Consider the following 15,877-nt stretch of genomic DNA (forward strand, 5'->3'; position numbering starts at 1 on the left):
TTTACTGAAGATCGATGAGGACCGGCGCGCGGGCTGGAACCCGGTCTGCGACGCGGATGTCCGGCGCGGAAACAGGTGTACCCGCAAGTCGGGACCGGATCCGGTGGATGCGCGCGATGTAGTCGCGGGTCTCGATGAAAGGCGGGATGCCGGAATACTCGACCACCCGGTGCGGTCCGGCATTGTAGGCCGCGAGCGCCAAGTCGATGTCCTTGAACGTTCCGAGTTGTGCGAGCAGATACCGCGCCGCGCCGTCGAGGTTCTGGGAGGGATCGCGCGGATCGACGCCGAGCGCACGGGCAGTATCCGGCATCAGCTGGCCAAGACCATAGGCATCCTTCGGGCTGACGGCGGTCGGGTTGTAGCTGCTTTCAGCCTCGACCAGGGCGCGGAACAGAATTTGCCAGTCGTCCGCATCAAGGCTGACCTGCCGCAGGGCACGGTTCCCCTGGTGGCGGACGGCAGTCGTGCGGATCAGGGAGAGGGTGTCGTCGCGACTGGAAGGCGGCGTGGCGTCCAACGAGGCCAGAACGACCTCGGCTTCAGCGCTATGTTCCAAACCAGCCCAGGCAGGGCGCTCACCGTGAAAGGTCCAGCCCGAAGTCCGGGCTGTGCCGTCGCGGCCGAAGGCGATAACGTCAGCCGCGCTCCTCGAGGGTGATGCTGTAGTCAGGACCAAAGCGCAGATCGCGCCCGTCACCGAACTCGAGATGATGTTTGAAGAGCCCTGGCCATATGTTGAAATACCGCGGCTCAGGCCCGTGCGGGGTGATCCGGGTCGAGACCAGAATGGCTTCCGGCTCACCCTCGCGCAGGTAGATGCACTGGTAGCGCGGCTTGCCATCGTCCGTGAACCCCACGAGTTCATACCGGCAGCGGAACGCGATGCCCTGTTCGGACAGGTCTTTGACACCATCGATGGTGATCAGGATCTGGTTGCGCGCTATCGGCATGTTCGGACTCTCCCCACGAGAGCCCTTCTACTTCCTGCGCTTAAATCCATAAAGTCATATGGAGTCAATACGACATATTGCAGATAAACACATATTGCGCGATAGTCTGCGCAACTTTTGCGGGAGAGCGACATGAAGCGACAGGCGATGGCAGCGGCGATGGGGGTGATGGCGGTGTTCGGAGCCCCGGGGAAGGCGCAGGCCTATGACATCGACTGCGCCATCATGCTCTGCATGGCTGGCGGCTTCCCACCGAGCGCAGTCTGTGCACGGGCCTATCGCACTATGATCCGCCGCATCACGCCCTGGCCGAGCCTGCCGCCCTTCGGGGTCTGCACCTTCGCACATGTGCCGGTCGAGCTGGGCGGGCCCGGCGGGGAGGGCGAGCTCGACACCACTCTGCCCGAATACGAATGGCTGAACCGCACCCATGTGATCTGGTTCACCGGTCAAGCCTATAGAGAAAGGGGAGGTGAACAGTATTGGGACTGGTCTCTCCGTTCCTGCGACCGAGAGAACCGCACCTGCCGGTACATCCAGCGGGTCTACCGATCCCACACGCCCTGGCCCGAGGCATTCGTATCGGAAGGCGGTCAGGAGATCGCCTATCCGACCGGCGGAGGTTCCTCGTACTTCTATTTGCGCAGTATCATGGTTGAATACGGCGACTACGAGGGCAACATGGGCCACTCGGAGTGGTTCTCCTACTGATCCGAACGGTCTGATGCCTTCAGGGAAACTGGGCGAAGCTCGACCAGACAAGCATCAAAGCGTTCTGGATCGACATGCCAGCGGCGGCTCACCGAGCCATCATTCCAACGGTAATCGGTGAACAGGTGAATCTCCTGCGCACCGTCGTTCAGAAACCCGTTCTGGAAGGGCCAGCCTGTCTTCTTCTTACCCATCGAACTCTCTGCACTCCATTTGACTACCTCTTGAGACGTTCCGCTCCAGGACGCATCAGGGGCTGGCAAAAACTGGCTAGCGTTTTGTGAAGAGCTCTGCTGGATCTACGTTCAGTGCTTTGGCGATACGTTCGAGAAGGTCGAGGGAGGCCGCGAACTTGGCGTTCTCGAGCTTGCCCATATGGCCGCGACTCACATCGGCCCGATGAGCAAGCTCCTCCTGGCTGAGGCTGCGGGCGCGTCTCAATTCCTGGATGTTTAGTGCTACACGGTCCCGCAAGTTCATGCCGTTGAAACGGACACGATGCGCGAAATATCGCCACGCGATATATGTTACATTCGGAAGTGCAGAGAAGAAATCTTGGGATGGCGCGAGATCGCCGGAATGGAATGCCTGCCGAAACGCAGGTCACGTGATGATCCGTCTCGCAAACATTATGGGCCGTTCAATCGTTCTTTCAGGAAAGGGCGGCACCGGAGAGAGGTTCCGGTACCGCCAGGGTATCGCCCACAGGGAGGTGGTAGAGGGCGAATTCTACACGGAAAATTTGGGGTCGACCAATAATCGCGTAATCATGATTATGGTAATTTTTAGGCTGTCACGGCACCTCAGACAGCTTCGAGTGCGATTGCAATTCCCTGTCCCACGCCAATACACATGGTCGACAACGACTTTTCTCCAGGTTTGAGGTCCAGCATCGCTGAGCCGGTGATGCGGGCACCCGACATGCCAAGCGGATGGCCGAGAGCAATAGCGCCGCCGTTTGGGTTCACGCGGGCATCATCATCCGCGATCCCCAGGTGCCGTAGTGTGGCCAGACCCTGCGAAGCAAAGGCTTCGTTAAGTTCGATCACCGAGAAGTCTTCTTGTTTCAGTCCAAGTCGCGCCATCAGCTTTTTCGACGCCGGTGCCGGCCCGAAACCCATGATGCGCGGTGCAACGCCGGCGGTTGCGCCGCCCAAGACCCTTGCGACCGGCGTGAGGCCAAATTTTTTTGCGACGTCGCTGGTGGCAAGGATCAATGCTGCGGCACCATCGTTCACGCCTGAAGAATTCCCTGCGGTTACCGTGCCATCCGCTTTTACGAAAGTTTTCAGTTGGGCGAGCGCTTCCAAAGTCGTACTCGCGCGAGGGTGTTCATCCTGTACGACGATCTTTGGCTCCCCCTTTCGCTGAGGAATCTCTACCGGGACAATTTCACGGGCCAAACGACCGTTCGCCATAGCAACGCTCGCCTTTTGCTGGGAATGTAGGGCGAAAGCATCTTGGTCGGCGCGGTTGATGCCGAAGACTTCAGCCACGTTTTCGGCCGTTTCAGGCATACTGTCGACGCCGTATTGGCTCTTCATCAGTCTATTGACGAAGCGCCAGCCGATGGTGGTGTCTTCCACACTATTCTCGCGCGAGAATACTGTTGTAGCTTTTGGCATCACAAACGGAGCACGCGACATGCTTTCCACACCACCTGCGACAATGAGATCGGCCTCTCCTGATTTGATAGCGCGGGCGGCCGTGATTATCGCATCCATGCCCGACCCGCACAACCGATTCATTGTTGTCCCCGGTACACAATCCGGAAATCCAGCTAGTAGAAGCGACATGCGAGCAACATTACGGTTGTCCTCTCCCGCTTGGTTGGCGCAGCCAAAAATCACTTCGTCAATGGTCGCTAGATCTAGCCCCGGGTTTCGGCTGGCCAAGGCCCTGAGTGGGATTGCGCCAAGATCGTCGGCTCGCACAGAAGAAAGCGCGCCGCCATAGCGACCGATTGGTGTGCGGATGTAATCGCAGATATAGACGTTTGTCATTCTTTGAGTGCCTTTGTCAGGTCCGGGACTGCGTCGAAGAGGTCTGCGACGAGGCCGTAATCGGCGATTTGGAAGATGGGGGCCTCTTCGTCCTTGTTGATGGCGACGATGACCTTACTGTCCTTCATCCCCGCAAGGTGTTGAATTGCCCCGGAAATCCCGACCGCGATATACAGCTCGGGCGCCACGACCTTGCCGGTCTGGCCGACCTGCCAGTCGTTCGGTGCGAACCCAGAGTCCACAGCCGCGCGCGAGGCGCCGACGGCAGCACCCAGTTTGTCCGCAAGTGCTTCAATAATCGCGAAATTTTCCTCGGAACCGACGCCGCGCCCGCCCGAGACCACGACCTTGGCCGAGGTCAGTTCCGGACGATCCGACGCCGCGACCTTGTCCTCGACCCAGGCGCTCAGGCCCGCGTTGCCGGCTGCTGCGATGGCCTCGACGGCGGCCGAGCCACCCTGGCCAGCCGCGTCGAAGGCGGTGGTGCGGACGGTCAGTAACTTCTTGGAATCGTTGGACTTTACCGTCTGCATCGCGTTGCCCGCGTAGATCGGGCGCTCGAACGTGGACCCGTCCAGGATGGCCGTCACGTCCGACAGAACCATCACATCCAGCAGCGCCGCAACGCGCGGCAGGATGTTTTTCGCGCTTGCCGTGGAGGGAGCAACGATATGTTCATAATTGCCTGCCAGGCTGACCACCAGATCGGCGACCGGCTCGGCCAGGCCGTTGGCGTAGGCCGCGTCATCCGCGACCACAACCTTCGCCACGCCGTCGATCTGCGACGCGGCCTGACCCGCAGCAGCAGGGCCCGCAACCAGAACGGTCACATCGCCCAGCGATTTGGCAGCGGTCACCGCCTTGGCGGTGGCGTCCAGCGCCAGCGCGCCACCGGCGATTTCTGCAAGGAGAAGAACAGCCATTACACGATCCCCTTTTCTTTCAGTTTCGACACCAGCTCGTCGACCGAGCCGACCATCTCGCCTGCCGACCGTGCGGCGGGCTCGGCGGTTTTCACAATCTCCAGGCGCGGGGTGACATCGACGCCGTAATCGGCGGCGGTCTTCTCATCCAGCGGCTTCTTCTTGGCCTTCATGATGTTGGGCAGCGAGGCATAGCGCGGCTCGTTCAGGCGCAAATCGGCGGTGACGATCGCCGGCAGCTTGACCTTGATCGTCTGCAACCCGCCATCCACTTCGCGGGTCACGACGGCATGATCGCCTTCGATCCCGACCTCGGAGGCATAGGTCGCCTGGCCCCAGCCCAGCAGCGCCGCCAGCATCTGGCCGGTGGCGTTCATGTCATTGTCGATCGCCTGCTTGCCCGCGATCACCAGGCCCGGCGCCTCGGCGTCGATCACGGCCTTCAGGATCTTGGCCACCGCCAGCGGCTCGATGTCCTGGTGCACGTCATCGGCGGCCACAACCAGGATCGCCCGGTCCGCGCCCATCGCCAGCGCCGTGCGCAGCGTTTCCTGCGCCTGCTTCACGCCGATCGAGACGACGACAACCTCGTCCGCCTTGCCCGCTTCCTTCAGCCGGATCGCCTCTTCGACCGCAATCTCGTCGAACGGGTTCATCGACATCTTCACATTCGCGAGATCAACTCCGCTCCCGTCCGCCTTAACGCGAACCTTCACGTTGTGGTCAATTAGGCGTTTTATAGGAGCAATTATTTTCATTGGCTTTTATCGTTTTCAAAATTTGCAATGGTGGTAACGGCCCGGATTCCGAGCCGTTACTCGGGATGGGTCCCTGTCAATTCGCAGTATAACCGCCATCTACTACAATCTCTGCTCCGTGAACGAACGATGACTCATCCGATGCGAGGAACAGGACCGCATTCGAAACCTCTTCAGGTTTGCTTGGTCGCTTGAGCAGCGTCGCCCCCAGAATTGCCTGCCGGGTAACTTCGTCGGCGTGTAGCAGATCTTTTGTCATGGGAGTATCGATGACACCGGGATGGATCGAATTCACGCGTATGCCACTTTCAGCCAGGTCGACTGCGCAGGATTTCGTCAACATCCGTACGGCGCCTTTGGATCCAATGTAGGCTCCCGCCGAAGCGGCTCCAACAATCCCATAGATTGAAGAAATATTGATAATAGATGCCTTTTCGGCCTCTTTCATCAATGGAACCGCGGCTCGGATGCCGAGATAAATACCGCGTACATTGACGTTGAACGTCATGTCAAATTCGTCAGGCGAGGTTTCGTGGAGCGGCTTAAGAATGAGAATGCCAGCGTTGTTCACTAGCACATCAAGCCGACCAGCACTTGATTGCACCGTAGAGATGACATTCTTCCAATCTTCTTCAAGCGTCACGTCATGTTGAATGAATTCCGCCTTCCCTCCGGCTTCAATGATACCTTTCACTACGCTTTCAGCCGCTTCCGTGTCACGGTCGGTTACAAATACATGCGCACCTTCACGTGCCAGCGTTTCACAATGGGCTTTTCCCATGCCCATCGCTCCACCTGTTACCAGTGCGACTTTTCCGAATACCCTTCCCAAATCTCTCTCCCTAGTTTTCATGAACAAATTTAATTGGTTCCGCCGGGGATTCTTGATGCCCGGCGGAATTCTTTACACCTTCTCGGCAGTGCGGTTGCGGATCAGGGATGTATAACCTTCCTCCTTCACTGCATTAATGGCATTTCGGTAATTGCCAATCCCGGCCATGTAGAACATTACTGCATTCTTCTTTCCGGGGATATTTGCGCCGAAGATCCAGCTTTCAGCTTTGGGGAAGAGTGTCATGTCGGCGATTTCACGACAGGTGCGAACCCAAGCATCGCGCGCTTCCACGGTTGGCTCCACATTTCGAACCCCCTCTTCTTCCACCGTGCAAATCGTGTCAGCGATCCATTCGACTTGCGTCTCAATGCTGGGGGGCAGGTTGGTGAAGGGGCCATTAGGGCCAAGGATCATGAAGAAGTTCGGGAAGTCGACCTCCATCATGCCGAGGTAACCGAGCGGGCCTTCCTTCCAAGTGTCGCGCATGGTCACGCCTCCGCGTCCGCGGAGGTCCATTTTGACGTAATTGCCGTCGACCGCATCGAAGCCAGTGGCAAAGATTACGATGTCAAGCTCATGCTCCTCGCCGCTTTCGAGACGTATGCCGTTCGGAGTGAACTCTGCGATCGGATCGGCCTTAACGTCGGCGAGGGTCACGTTGTCTCGGTTGTAGACCTCGTAATAGTTGTTTCCGCAAAGCGGGCGCTTGGCGTAAAGGTCCTTCGGCGTCAGTTTCTCTGCGACCTTGGGGTCCTTCACGATTTTCTTGATTTTGCCCTTGATGAAGTCAGCGGCCGCATCATTGGCCACTTGGCTGGTCGCAATATCGCAAAAGGTGCCAAACATGAAATAGAAACCACCGCCGCGCTGCCAGGCGGCTTCGAAGACCCGCTCCCGTTCTTCGGGGGAGGCGGTTTCGGCGGGCTTGACGCTTTCTTCGAAGCCGAAGGCCACAACAGAATTCTTCACTTGATTCCAGATACTATCGTAGTTTGCCTTTTGCTCTGCGATGGTAGCATCGTCTTGCGGGGTGTTCCCAATCGGCACGACATATTGTGCAGAGCGCTGAAAAACAGTCAGGTGTTTTGCAACTGGTGCCGTTGCTGTAATAACCTGCACACCGGTCGAGCCAGTGCCAATAATGCCCACGCGTTTGTTGCTCAAGTCCACGCCGTCGGGCCAGGCACCTGTGTGTAAGATACGGCCTTTGAAATCATCGATGCCCTTGAATTTTGGAACATTCGTTGCGGACAAGAGACCGAGGCCAGTGACAAGGTATTTGGCGGTAACTGTCTCACCACTATCAGTGATCACGTTCCAGAGACCGGTTTTTTCATTATAGTGCGCGCCGTCCACCTTGGTGTCGAACTTGTAGCTGCGTCGGAGATCGAGATGATCCGCCACCTCGTTCATGTATTCGAGGATCTCGGGCTGGGTCAGATACCGCGTTTTCCAGCGGCCTTTTTGAAGCAACTCTTTGTCAAAAGAATAGCGGTAGACATAGCTTTCCGTGTCCGACAGCGCACCGGGATATCGGTTCCACCACCAGGTGCCGCCAACGTCACTGGCGCTGTCATAGCCCCGGACGTTCAGTCCCTGCTCGTTGCGAAGTTTGTGGACGGCGTAAAGCCCGCCGAAGCCCGCGCCAATGACGACTGCGTCGTAATCCGCTCCGGATGTTTTAGTAATCTCAGTCTGAATGTTCATGTCACTCCTCCCAGAGTAAGACTGCTCCGCCCCGCAGTTTGCGGGTGAGATGGCAGATGAATGTGTCGTAGGGGTTTCTCTCGCACCGCACCGCACCGCACCGCAATGCAGTGCGAGTACAGGTGTCAGAGGGCCTGATACCATGCGGCGATGCGACCAAGTTCCTCGTTCGCCTCGGGCGCGCGTCCCGAAAGCGCGGGAAAGACATGCTGCATGCCTTCGACGATAGACAGGGTCACATTTACGCCCTGTGCCTTGGCCTTTTCGTGCAACCGCTCGGCATCGCTCCTAAGCGTCTCAGCCCCTCCGGCATTGATATAAAGCGGCGGGTAACCGGTGAAATCGTTCTCCAGAGGGTTGGCCAACGGATTTAGCTGATCAGTGCCTTCACCGAGGAACATTCCCGCCATCGCTTCGAGAATCGGTTTCCCGACTAGCGCATCGGTTTCCGCGTTGGTTTCCAGTGTTTCCCCGCGCATCGCCATGTCTAGCCAGGGCGAATATGCGATGACCGCTCCGGGCAGTGGCAGCCCAAGTTCGCGAAATTTCAGCACGCTGGCGATGGCAAGATTGCCGCCAGCACTGTCGCCAGCGGTCAGAATATTTCTTGCCTTGAAGCCCTTATCCAGCAATGCTGTGTACGCGGCTACCGCATCTTCGATCTGCGCCGGAAATGGGTGCTCGGGTGCGCGTCGATAGTGCAGGATCACCGACGTAACCCCAAGCACCTTAGCGAGGTGCCCTGCCATTTTCCGATGACTATCGGCTGAGCCGACGGCAAAGCCGCCACCATGAGTGTAAACAATTACACGCGAGGTATCGGCCCCGACAGGCAGTGCCCAGATAGCCTCGACTCCTCCGATATGATCGCTTTTGTAGCTAACGTTTTCCGGCTCTAGAGCAGGCTGCCCCCATTCATCGAACATGCTGCGCAAGTTCGCGATCGTCAGGTCTGGGTTCTCGACCATCTGATCGGTCCAATTCTGATAAAGCGCCCGCAGCGTATCCGCTTCTCTACTGATTTCCATATTTATCCTCCCAAGAGTAACATTTGGCAAAGCCACCACCTGACGTCGCCAATCTCGGAGGCGTCAAACGGTCTGAGGCGTACGCCAATGATCTCAGAGTAAGGGCGAAGAATGCACCGTGTATTGAACATACCTGCTTTGGAAATTGTATGATCTTGCTCAGCCTGTCGTGAGGCAGATATGCCTGCTACTAGGCTCTGTTGAACAAATTCCGTGCGGGATCCATCTTATGAACCCGGCTTGGTAGCCGGGGTGCATGAGCAGACTGCACCCCCGACCTACAACACCAGGAACTTGCGAGCCTACAATGAAGCGCTCAAGCGCCGGGGCGCTCTGGCAATCTGGTTCGACCCCGAAATGAGCTGGGAGGCCGCGCCGATAGGCAGTCGTGGCCGGCAGCAGACCTACAGCGATGCCTCCAGCCAGACCTGCCTTTCCATGAAGGTGTTATTCGGCATGGCGCTCCGGTAGACGACTGGGTTCGTCTAGAGCCTGCTGCAGCTGGTTGGTCTCGTCCGGACTGTGCCCGACTTCAGCACCCTGTCCCGGCGTCAGAAGACCCTGGCCGTGAACATCTCGAATCGCGGCTCCAAGGGGCCGCTGCACCTGCTGTCAGCACGCGTATCAAAGTCGCGGGCGAAGGCGAGTGGCACGCCCGCAAGCATGGTGGACCCAAACGGCGCGTCTGGACCGAGATCCATCTCGGGGTTGACGAGGAAACACTGGAGGTTCGCGCAGTGACGAGGTCACAGGGAGCCACATCGGCGATGCATGGGTTTTACCCGACCTCCTCAACCAGATCCCGGCGGACCAGTAGATCGGCAGTGTCATGGCTGACGGTGCCTACGACACACGGAAATGCCACGACGCAATTGCTGACCGTGGTGCCCACGCCGTTATCCCGCCACGCAAGAACGCAAAGCCATGGAAGACCATCACCGCCGGAGCCGTGGCGCGAAACGAGGCCCTGCGCGCGGCGAAGTGCCTGGCTCGCGCGCTCTGGCGACGATGGAGCGGATACCACCGCCGAAGCAGTGTCGAGACGAAAATGAACTGTGTCATGTCGCTGGGGCATCGCCTTATAGCGCGGGACTTTGACCGTCAGGTCGCGGCACTCCCAGTCCGCATCGCCGTCCTGAACGGATACACTGCACTCGGCATACCCGTTACGGAAGCTGTGGGATAAGTTTATCCGGGGAAAGGGCAACCACGGCCATCACCCCATTTGCAAAACAGACTCCCTCTACCACAGAAAGACAACTTATCTGCCGGTGATCGTGGGAAACATGCTGACATGTTCCTCCCCGGTCGCGAAAACTCTTTCTAAATAACGAGGCACCCTCCAGCCGCAAGGATCCTCTTTGACATGCGCGCTGAAGAGCGCGGTCAACCGATCCTTGCCGATATTTTTGGCGTGGTGCATCAGGCCTCCCCGCCAGCGGGGAAATCCGTAGCCGTGAATCATTACTAGGTCGATGTCTTGCGGTTTTTCTGCTACGCCTTCGTCAAGGATATCGCAGGCTTCCGCCACCATTGTGAGCAAGAGCCTTTCTACGATTTCGTCAGCTGAGAACTCGCGGCGAGTGAAGTTCATTTCTTCTGAGACACGGAGTATTTCGCTAGCGACCAGCTCCGAATGTGAGGGTTTGCCGTCTGGCCCATAGTCGTACCATCCGGCGCCCGATTTGCGTCCTAGGCGTTTGTGCTTTTCGACCAGCCGCTCGACCAAGGGCACGTGACCACAGCAGTTCCCTTCGGCAACTGCCTTGCGACGGATATTCGCGTAGGCGATGTCCAGCCCCGACATGTCCTGTGCAGCATATGGACCCATCGCCATACCGAATCCGCGCATAGCCGCGTCGATCTCGTCGACATTAGCCCCCTCCACCAGAAGGCGATTAGCGGCGCGACGGTAGCTCGACAAAATTCGGTTTCCGATGAAGCCATCGCAAACACCAGACAGTACCGGGATTTTACCAAGCCTGTGCGCCAGCACAAGTGCTGCACCTAATGTTCCGTCTGACGTTCGGTCGCTCCTGACGACTTCCAGAAGTTTCATAATATGCGCAGGACTGAAGAAATGCATCCCTACAAAGCGTGCCGGGTGTTTCAACCCATCAGAGAGCCGATTTACATCGAGATAGGATGTGTTTGTGGCAATGATGGTCTCGGGTGGCAGTGCGCCTTCGAGTTCGGTCAGGATCGCGGTCTTAACCGCAAAATCCTCGAAGGCCGCCTCGATTGCTAGATCGGTTGGTGGCAGAGCGTCATAGCCTGAGACCGTAACCAGCCGGTCTTCAACCGTCTTTGCCGCATCGACGGACAGAATACCGCGACTGATACCCTGATCAATCAGCTTTTGCAGGTTTTTACTGGCCCACTCGGCGGACGAGGCACTACGTTCGACGACAGTCACCGAGATCCCTGCGGTCGCCAGCGTGTACGCAATAGCTGCGCCCATATTGCCACCACCGACCACGATGGCGGTTTCAGCATCTCGGGAAGGTCGGGGGTAGGCGCGCCCCTTGTTGGTTGCGGTACGCTCGGTGAAGAAAACGTGCCTAAGGGCCCGCGCCTGATCCGAGGTACGAAGGTCCAAAAACGCAGAGCGCTCGCTGGCTAGTGCGTCGTGCAGCGGCGTCGTCGCACTGGTCGCGACTAGGTTCACCGCAACCTGCGGGGCATTCTGGCCAGGCATACGCCGCGCTACATGCGCTCGGGCGACTTCCGCTGCGACGTGGTTTGGCTTTGGTGAAGGAAGATTGTCGGGTGCCTGTGCCGCCTCAAGTACATCGTCATCGAGAGCTATGGCCGCGCCAAGCGGGTCATCGGCTAGCAGCTGGATCAGTCCCATTTTCAGTGCCTGCTCGGCGGAAACAGCCTTCCCGGTGACAATCATGTCAAGCGCAGCTTCAATACCGATAAGTCGCGGCAGTCTTTGGGTTCCCCCTGCGCCAGGCACGATCCCCAAGTTTACCTCTGGCAAGCCCAGTTTGGCAGAAGTTGAGGCGATGCGATAGCAGCAAGCCAGAGCAATCTCTAGTCCCCCACCAAGCGCAGCCCCGTTGATTGCTGCGATAGTAGGAATCGGGAGGTGTGCAAGTTGCATCAGCACATCATTTAGTTGTGGATCAACAGGCAACTTACCGAATTCCTTCGCATCCGCGCCCGCGACGAAGGTCGTTCCTGTGCCGGTGATAATCAGCCTGGTAGCCCCAGTTTCGAGGACTTTGAAGATACAGTGTTGTATTCCAGCCCGAACCTCCGCGTTGATTAGGTTAAGCGGCGAATTGTCTATGGTCAGAATTGCTGCGTCATTTGAGAAGCTTAATTCAACAGGCATGGGCATCCTCACAGCACTGGCGCGCGATTGCGCGAGATAAATTTGGTAATGAGATAGCCTTCGAAGGTTTCCGTCCCGCCTTCAGTCCCATAGCCGCTGTCTCTCACGCCTCCAAACGGAGTCTCGGGCAGAGCGAGGCCGAACTGGTTGATGCTTACCATACCTGCCTGCAAACCCGCAGCTGCTTTATCTGCACGCTCTAACGAATTGGTAAAGACATAGGACGCCAGCCCGAAGGGTAGCCCGTTGGCCCGCGACAGTCCGTCCTCTATGTCACGAAAAGACGAGACGACAGCAATCGGGCCGAAGGGTTCTTCGCGCATCAAGTCAATGTCGTCGTTGGGCGTATCGACGATTGTCGGGGCATAGAAGTTACCATGATTTCCAAGCCTTTTGCCTCCCGTCAACACCCGTGCGCCGTTTTCGCGGGCATCCTCGACGAGCTTTTCCATCGCATTCACGCGTCCGCGATGACACAATGGTCCCATCTGCGTGCCTTCGGCTAAACCAGCGCCCACCTTTACGCTCTCAAATGCTGAAACTAGTTCGGACAGAAATCGATCGTAGATGCCTTGTTGTACGTAAAACCGGGTTGGGGCGATGCACACCTGGCCTGCATTGCGCAGCTTGTTGACCGCCAAGGCGCGCGCCGCGGCCGTGGCATCGGTGTCGTCGAACACCAATACGGGCGCGTGACCGCCGAGCTCCATCGTCGCCCGCTTCATATGGCGGCCAGCCAATTCTGCCAGATGCTTGCCCACCTCGACCGAACCGGTGAAGGTGATTTTGCGCACCTCGGGGCGCGCAATTAGAGTTTCCGAAATGAAGGCCGCATTACCCCAGACAAGGTTCAGACAGCCTTCGGGCAATCCTGCATCCAGCAGATAGCGAGCAATTGCCATGCAACCCGCCGGAGCCTCTGCCGGGGCTTTTAAGATCATCGTGCAACCTGACGCAAGCGCCGCCGCGACCTTGCGTACCGCTTGGCTCAGCGGAAAATTCCAAGGCGTGATGGCAAGGCAGACGCCTATCGGTTCGCGCACGACAAGCTGCTGTACCCGCGGGCTGCGTGATGGAATGATGCGCCCATAAATGCGCCGACATTCCTCGGCGTGCCAGTCAACGTGGTCAGCCGAGGCGCGGACCTCAGCCAAAGCCTCAGCCAGCGGCTTGCCTTCATCGAGAGTGATCCAGCCAGCGATCAGTCTGTCATTTTGGCGCAGCAGGTCGGCAAACCGCCGCAAAATCGCACTTCGTTCCATGGGAGAGCTGTTTTTCCATCGGCGAAAAGCTGATTCGGCCGAGTGAACCGCATGGTCTAGATCTGCGGCGCTAGCCTGCGGAATCTGTCCGATAGTTTGCCCGTTTGCAGGGTTTATGACTGCACGATCCTCTGGCGTGGGAGAAGCGATCCAGTCTCGTCCGATGAGGTGCTGGATGGTCGGATAATTCATTTCTTTCATGGCATTATGCCCTCGCTTAGTTGTGTCATCCGCAGGATCCGGCACGAATGGGACTAGGTGGACGACCTTAATTTTCCGCATAGCGGGAAAGTTTACCGCAGTATTGACTCGGACGTTATCGATCGTTTAGGTGTGTTTCAAGACGCATAATTCTTTCCGAGGAGGGATATCGTGAGACCAAGGAAAGACCGCACCAAGGATGCCGAGAAACAGGATCGCGATTTTGTCACGGCGTTGGCGCGCGGCTTGGAGCTGTTGCGGGCCTTTCGGCGGGAAGGGGAGGCTCTGGGGAACGGTGAGTTGGCCGAGCGCACTGGCCTGAGCAGATCGACGGTCTCCCGGCTGGCCTATACACTGAACAAGCTGGAATACCTCAGCTACGACCCGGATACAGCACGTTATCGACTGGCCCCTCCAGTGCTTTCGTTGGGTTTCTCCTGCCTTGCAGGGATTCCGCTGCGGCAACTGGCGAAGCCCTTTATGCAGGAGCTGGCTGATTACACAGGCATGCCGGTGGCCATGGCCAGTCGTGACCGGCTATCGATGGTCTATCTGGAGCGGTGCAAGGGCACTAATGCCGTCACGCTGGCGATCGAGGTTGGTGCCCATATTAAACTGGCCACGACCGCGGTTGGTCGCGCCTGCATAGCGGCGCACGACCCGGATGAGCGGGCCAGAATTCTGGCCCTTGTGGAGGAACATGAAGGCGACAACTGGCCGAATGTGCAGCCCGGAATCGAAGCAGCTATCGCAGACTACCAACAGCACGGTTACTGCACGTCCTTCACGGAGTGGAAACGTGATGTGAACGCTGTAGCGGTGCCCTTCGTGCCGAAGGACGGCTCACCCATTATTGCCTTCAACTGCGGTGGCCCTTCGCAAACCCTTACGCGCGACTGGATCGAAAGCGACGTCGCGCACCGCCTTGTCGATCTTGTCCGCCGCGTTGCGGCGGTCGCACCCTGAACAATAGAGAGCATCATGGCCCTTGATAAAGATACCCTTTCCCAGTTTCTCGACGCGCTCGACCGCTTCGTGAAAGAGCGACTAATCCCTTACGAGGATCGCGTCGCCGACGAGGATGTGATTCCGCCGATGCTGGTCGATGAAATCCGCATGATGGGCCTTTTCGGCATGTCGATCCCGGAAGATTTCGGCGGGCTCGGCTTGTCGATGATAGAGGAAGTGCAAGCCGCTTTCGTTCTTGGCCAGGCTTCGCCTGCGTTCCGGTCGCTAGTTGGCACCAACAACGGGATCGGCTCTCAGGGAATCATCATCGATGGAACCGACGAGCAGAAGGCGCAGTATCTACCAGCTCTCGCGTCCGGAGATATGATCGCATCCTTCGCCCTAACCGAGCCAGATGCTGGGTCGGATGCTGGCAGTCTGCGCACTACGGCGCGGCGTGACGGTAACGATTTCCTTCTGAACGGCACGAAACGCTACATTACCAATGCACCGCGTGCCGATCTATTCACGGTTTTTGCCCGGACCAATCCAGAGGCGGAAGGTTCTGCCGGCGTAAGCGCCTTTCTCGTCGAGGCAGGGACGCCAGGCATAACGCTTGGCCAGCCTGACAGGAAGATGGGGCAGAAGGGCTCGCACACATGCGACGTCATCCTTGACAATGTCCGCGTGCCTGCCGCGAACATTATCGGCGGGCCGGACCGTCTGAACAAGGGCTTTAAGACAGCAATGAAAGTCCTTGACCGGGGCCGACTGCATATTTCTGCCGTCTGTGTGGGCGCCGCCGAACGGCTGATCCGTGACAGCCTATCCTATGCGATGGAACGCAAACAATTCGGTGAACCCATCGCTGAAAAGCAACTGATCCAAGCCATGCTGGCTGACAGTCGCGCCGAGGCCTTCGCAGCGCGTTGCATGATCGAAGAAACAGCACGCCGCAAGGACGCTGGTCAGAACGTGTCGACTGATGCTGCCTGCTGCAAGATGTTTGCCAGTGAGATGGTAGGTCGAGTGGCCGATCGCGCAGTGCAAATCCACGGCGGTGCAGGATACATGGCCGAATATGCGGTCGAGCGCTTCTATCGCGATGTGCGTCTCTTCCGCATCTACGAGGGGACAACCCAGATTCAGCAAATACTGATCGCGCGGAATATGATCCGCACTGCAGCAGCTTAACAGGAGCGAAG

At 58.0% G+C, this 15,877-nt stretch carries 15 protein-coding genes and 1 pseudogene; 4 read left to right on the plus strand and 12 right to left on the minus strand.

Annotated features, from left to right (window positions below):
- Position 1: 1 nt before the first annotated feature.
- Complete coding sequence (locus tag FIU94_RS20555) at positions 2–559, minus strand: lytic transglycosylase domain-containing protein (protein ID WP_007120604.1); 558 nt, start codon at positions 557–559, stop codon at positions 2–4.
- 79 nt (positions 560–638) lie between these two features.
- Positions 639–953, minus strand: coding sequence for a hypothetical protein (locus FIU94_RS20560; protein ID WP_007120603.1), 315 nt, complete (start codon positions 951–953; stop codon positions 639–641).
- A gap of 132 nt (positions 954–1,085) precedes the next feature.
- On the opposite strand from FIU94_RS20560, the gene FIU94_RS20565 reads away from it, so the two are divergent.
- Positions 1,086–1,664, plus strand: coding sequence for a hypothetical protein (locus FIU94_RS20565; RefSeq protein WP_007120602.1), 579 nt, complete (start codon positions 1,086–1,088; stop codon positions 1,662–1,664).
- Here the strand turns inward: FIU94_RS20565 and FIU94_RS20570 are convergent.
- The 8 genes from FIU94_RS20570 to FIU94_RS20605 form a co-directional block, all read right to left on the minus strand.
- Positions 1,658–1,858 carry a hypothetical protein gene (locus FIU94_RS20570; protein WP_007120601.1) on the minus strand — a complete coding sequence of 67 codons (201 nt, stop codon included), beginning with the start codon at positions 1,856–1,858 and terminating at the stop codon, positions 1,658–1,660. The genes FIU94_RS20565 and FIU94_RS20570 overlap by 7 nt on opposite strands.
- A 76-nt stretch (positions 1,859–1,934) precedes the next feature.
- The gene (locus FIU94_RS20575) at positions 1,935–2,144 is read right to left on the minus strand and encodes a helix-turn-helix domain-containing protein (RefSeq protein WP_007120600.1); all 210 of its coding nucleotides are present in this window, start codon (positions 2,142–2,144) and stop codon (positions 1,935–1,937) included.
- Positions 2,145–2,467: 323 nt separating this feature from the next.
- A complete protein-coding gene (gene pcaF / locus FIU94_RS20580; protein ID WP_007120599.1) occupies positions 2,468–3,667 on the minus strand; it encodes a 3-oxoadipyl-CoA thiolase in 1,200 nt (399 codons plus the stop codon).
- The gene (locus tag FIU94_RS20585) at positions 3,664–4,590 is read right to left on the minus strand and encodes an FAD-binding protein (RefSeq protein WP_009827022.1); all 927 of its coding nucleotides are present in this window, start codon (positions 4,588–4,590) and stop codon (positions 3,664–3,666) included. Before FIU94_RS20585 ends, pcaF begins: the two co-directional genes overlap by 4 nt.
- Entirely contained in the window at positions 4,590–5,348 is a 759-nt protein-coding gene (locus FIU94_RS20590) for an electron transfer flavoprotein subunit beta/FixA family protein (protein WP_009827023.1), read from the minus strand. Before FIU94_RS20590 ends, FIU94_RS20585 begins: the two co-directional genes overlap by 1 nt.
- Positions 5,349–5,424: 76 nt before the next feature.
- Positions 5,425–6,180 carry an SDR family NAD(P)-dependent oxidoreductase gene (locus FIU94_RS20595; RefSeq protein WP_037954867.1) on the minus strand — a complete coding sequence of 252 codons (756 nt, stop codon included), beginning with the start codon at positions 6,178–6,180 and terminating at the stop codon, positions 5,425–5,427.
- A gap of 72 nt (positions 6,181–6,252) precedes the next feature.
- Positions 6,253–7,890 carry an NAD(P)/FAD-dependent oxidoreductase gene (locus FIU94_RS20600; protein WP_009827025.1) on the minus strand — a complete coding sequence of 546 codons (1,638 nt, stop codon included), beginning with the start codon at positions 7,888–7,890 and terminating at the stop codon, positions 6,253–6,255.
- Between the two features lie 125 nt (positions 7,891–8,015).
- Complete coding sequence (locus FIU94_RS20605; protein WP_009827026.1) at positions 8,016–8,918, minus strand: alpha/beta hydrolase; 903 nt, start codon at positions 8,916–8,918, stop codon at positions 8,016–8,018.
- 252 nt (positions 8,919–9,170) lie between these two features.
- Between FIU94_RS20605 and FIU94_RS20610 the strand changes: the two are divergent.
- Positions 9,171–10,104: pseudogene (locus FIU94_RS20610) on the plus strand (IS5 family transposase).
- A gap of 75 nt (positions 10,105–10,179) precedes the next feature.
- Here FIU94_RS20610 and FIU94_RS20615 read toward each other — a convergent pair.
- Together FIU94_RS20615 and FIU94_RS20620 are read right to left on the minus strand one after the other, a co-directional pair.
- A complete protein-coding gene (locus FIU94_RS20615) occupies positions 10,180–12,261 on the minus strand; it encodes an FAD-dependent oxidoreductase (protein ID WP_197918802.1) in 2,082 nt (693 codons plus the stop codon).
- An 8-nt stretch (positions 12,262–12,269) separates the two neighbouring features.
- Positions 12,270–13,724, minus strand: a complete 1,455-nt coding sequence (locus FIU94_RS20620; RefSeq protein WP_232272174.1) for an NAD-dependent succinate-semialdehyde dehydrogenase — start codon at positions 13,722–13,724, stop codon at positions 12,270–12,272.
- 171 nt (positions 13,725–13,895) lie between these two features.
- Between FIU94_RS20620 and FIU94_RS20625 the strand changes: the two genes are divergently transcribed.
- The gene (locus FIU94_RS20625) at positions 13,896–14,690 is read left to right on the plus strand and encodes an IclR family transcriptional regulator (RefSeq protein ID WP_007120594.1); all 795 of its coding nucleotides are present in this window, start codon (positions 13,896–13,898) and stop codon (positions 14,688–14,690) included.
- A 15-nt stretch (positions 14,691–14,705) separates the two neighbouring features.
- Entirely contained in the window at positions 14,706–15,866 is a 1,161-nt protein-coding gene (locus FIU94_RS20630; protein WP_007120593.1) for an acyl-CoA dehydrogenase family protein, read from the plus strand.
- Positions 15,867–15,877 lie beyond the last annotated feature (11 nt).

This window comes from Sulfitobacter sp. THAF37, assembly GCF_009363555.1.
Classification (GTDB): Bacteria; Pseudomonadota; Alphaproteobacteria; order Rhodobacterales; family Rhodobacteraceae; genus Sulfitobacter.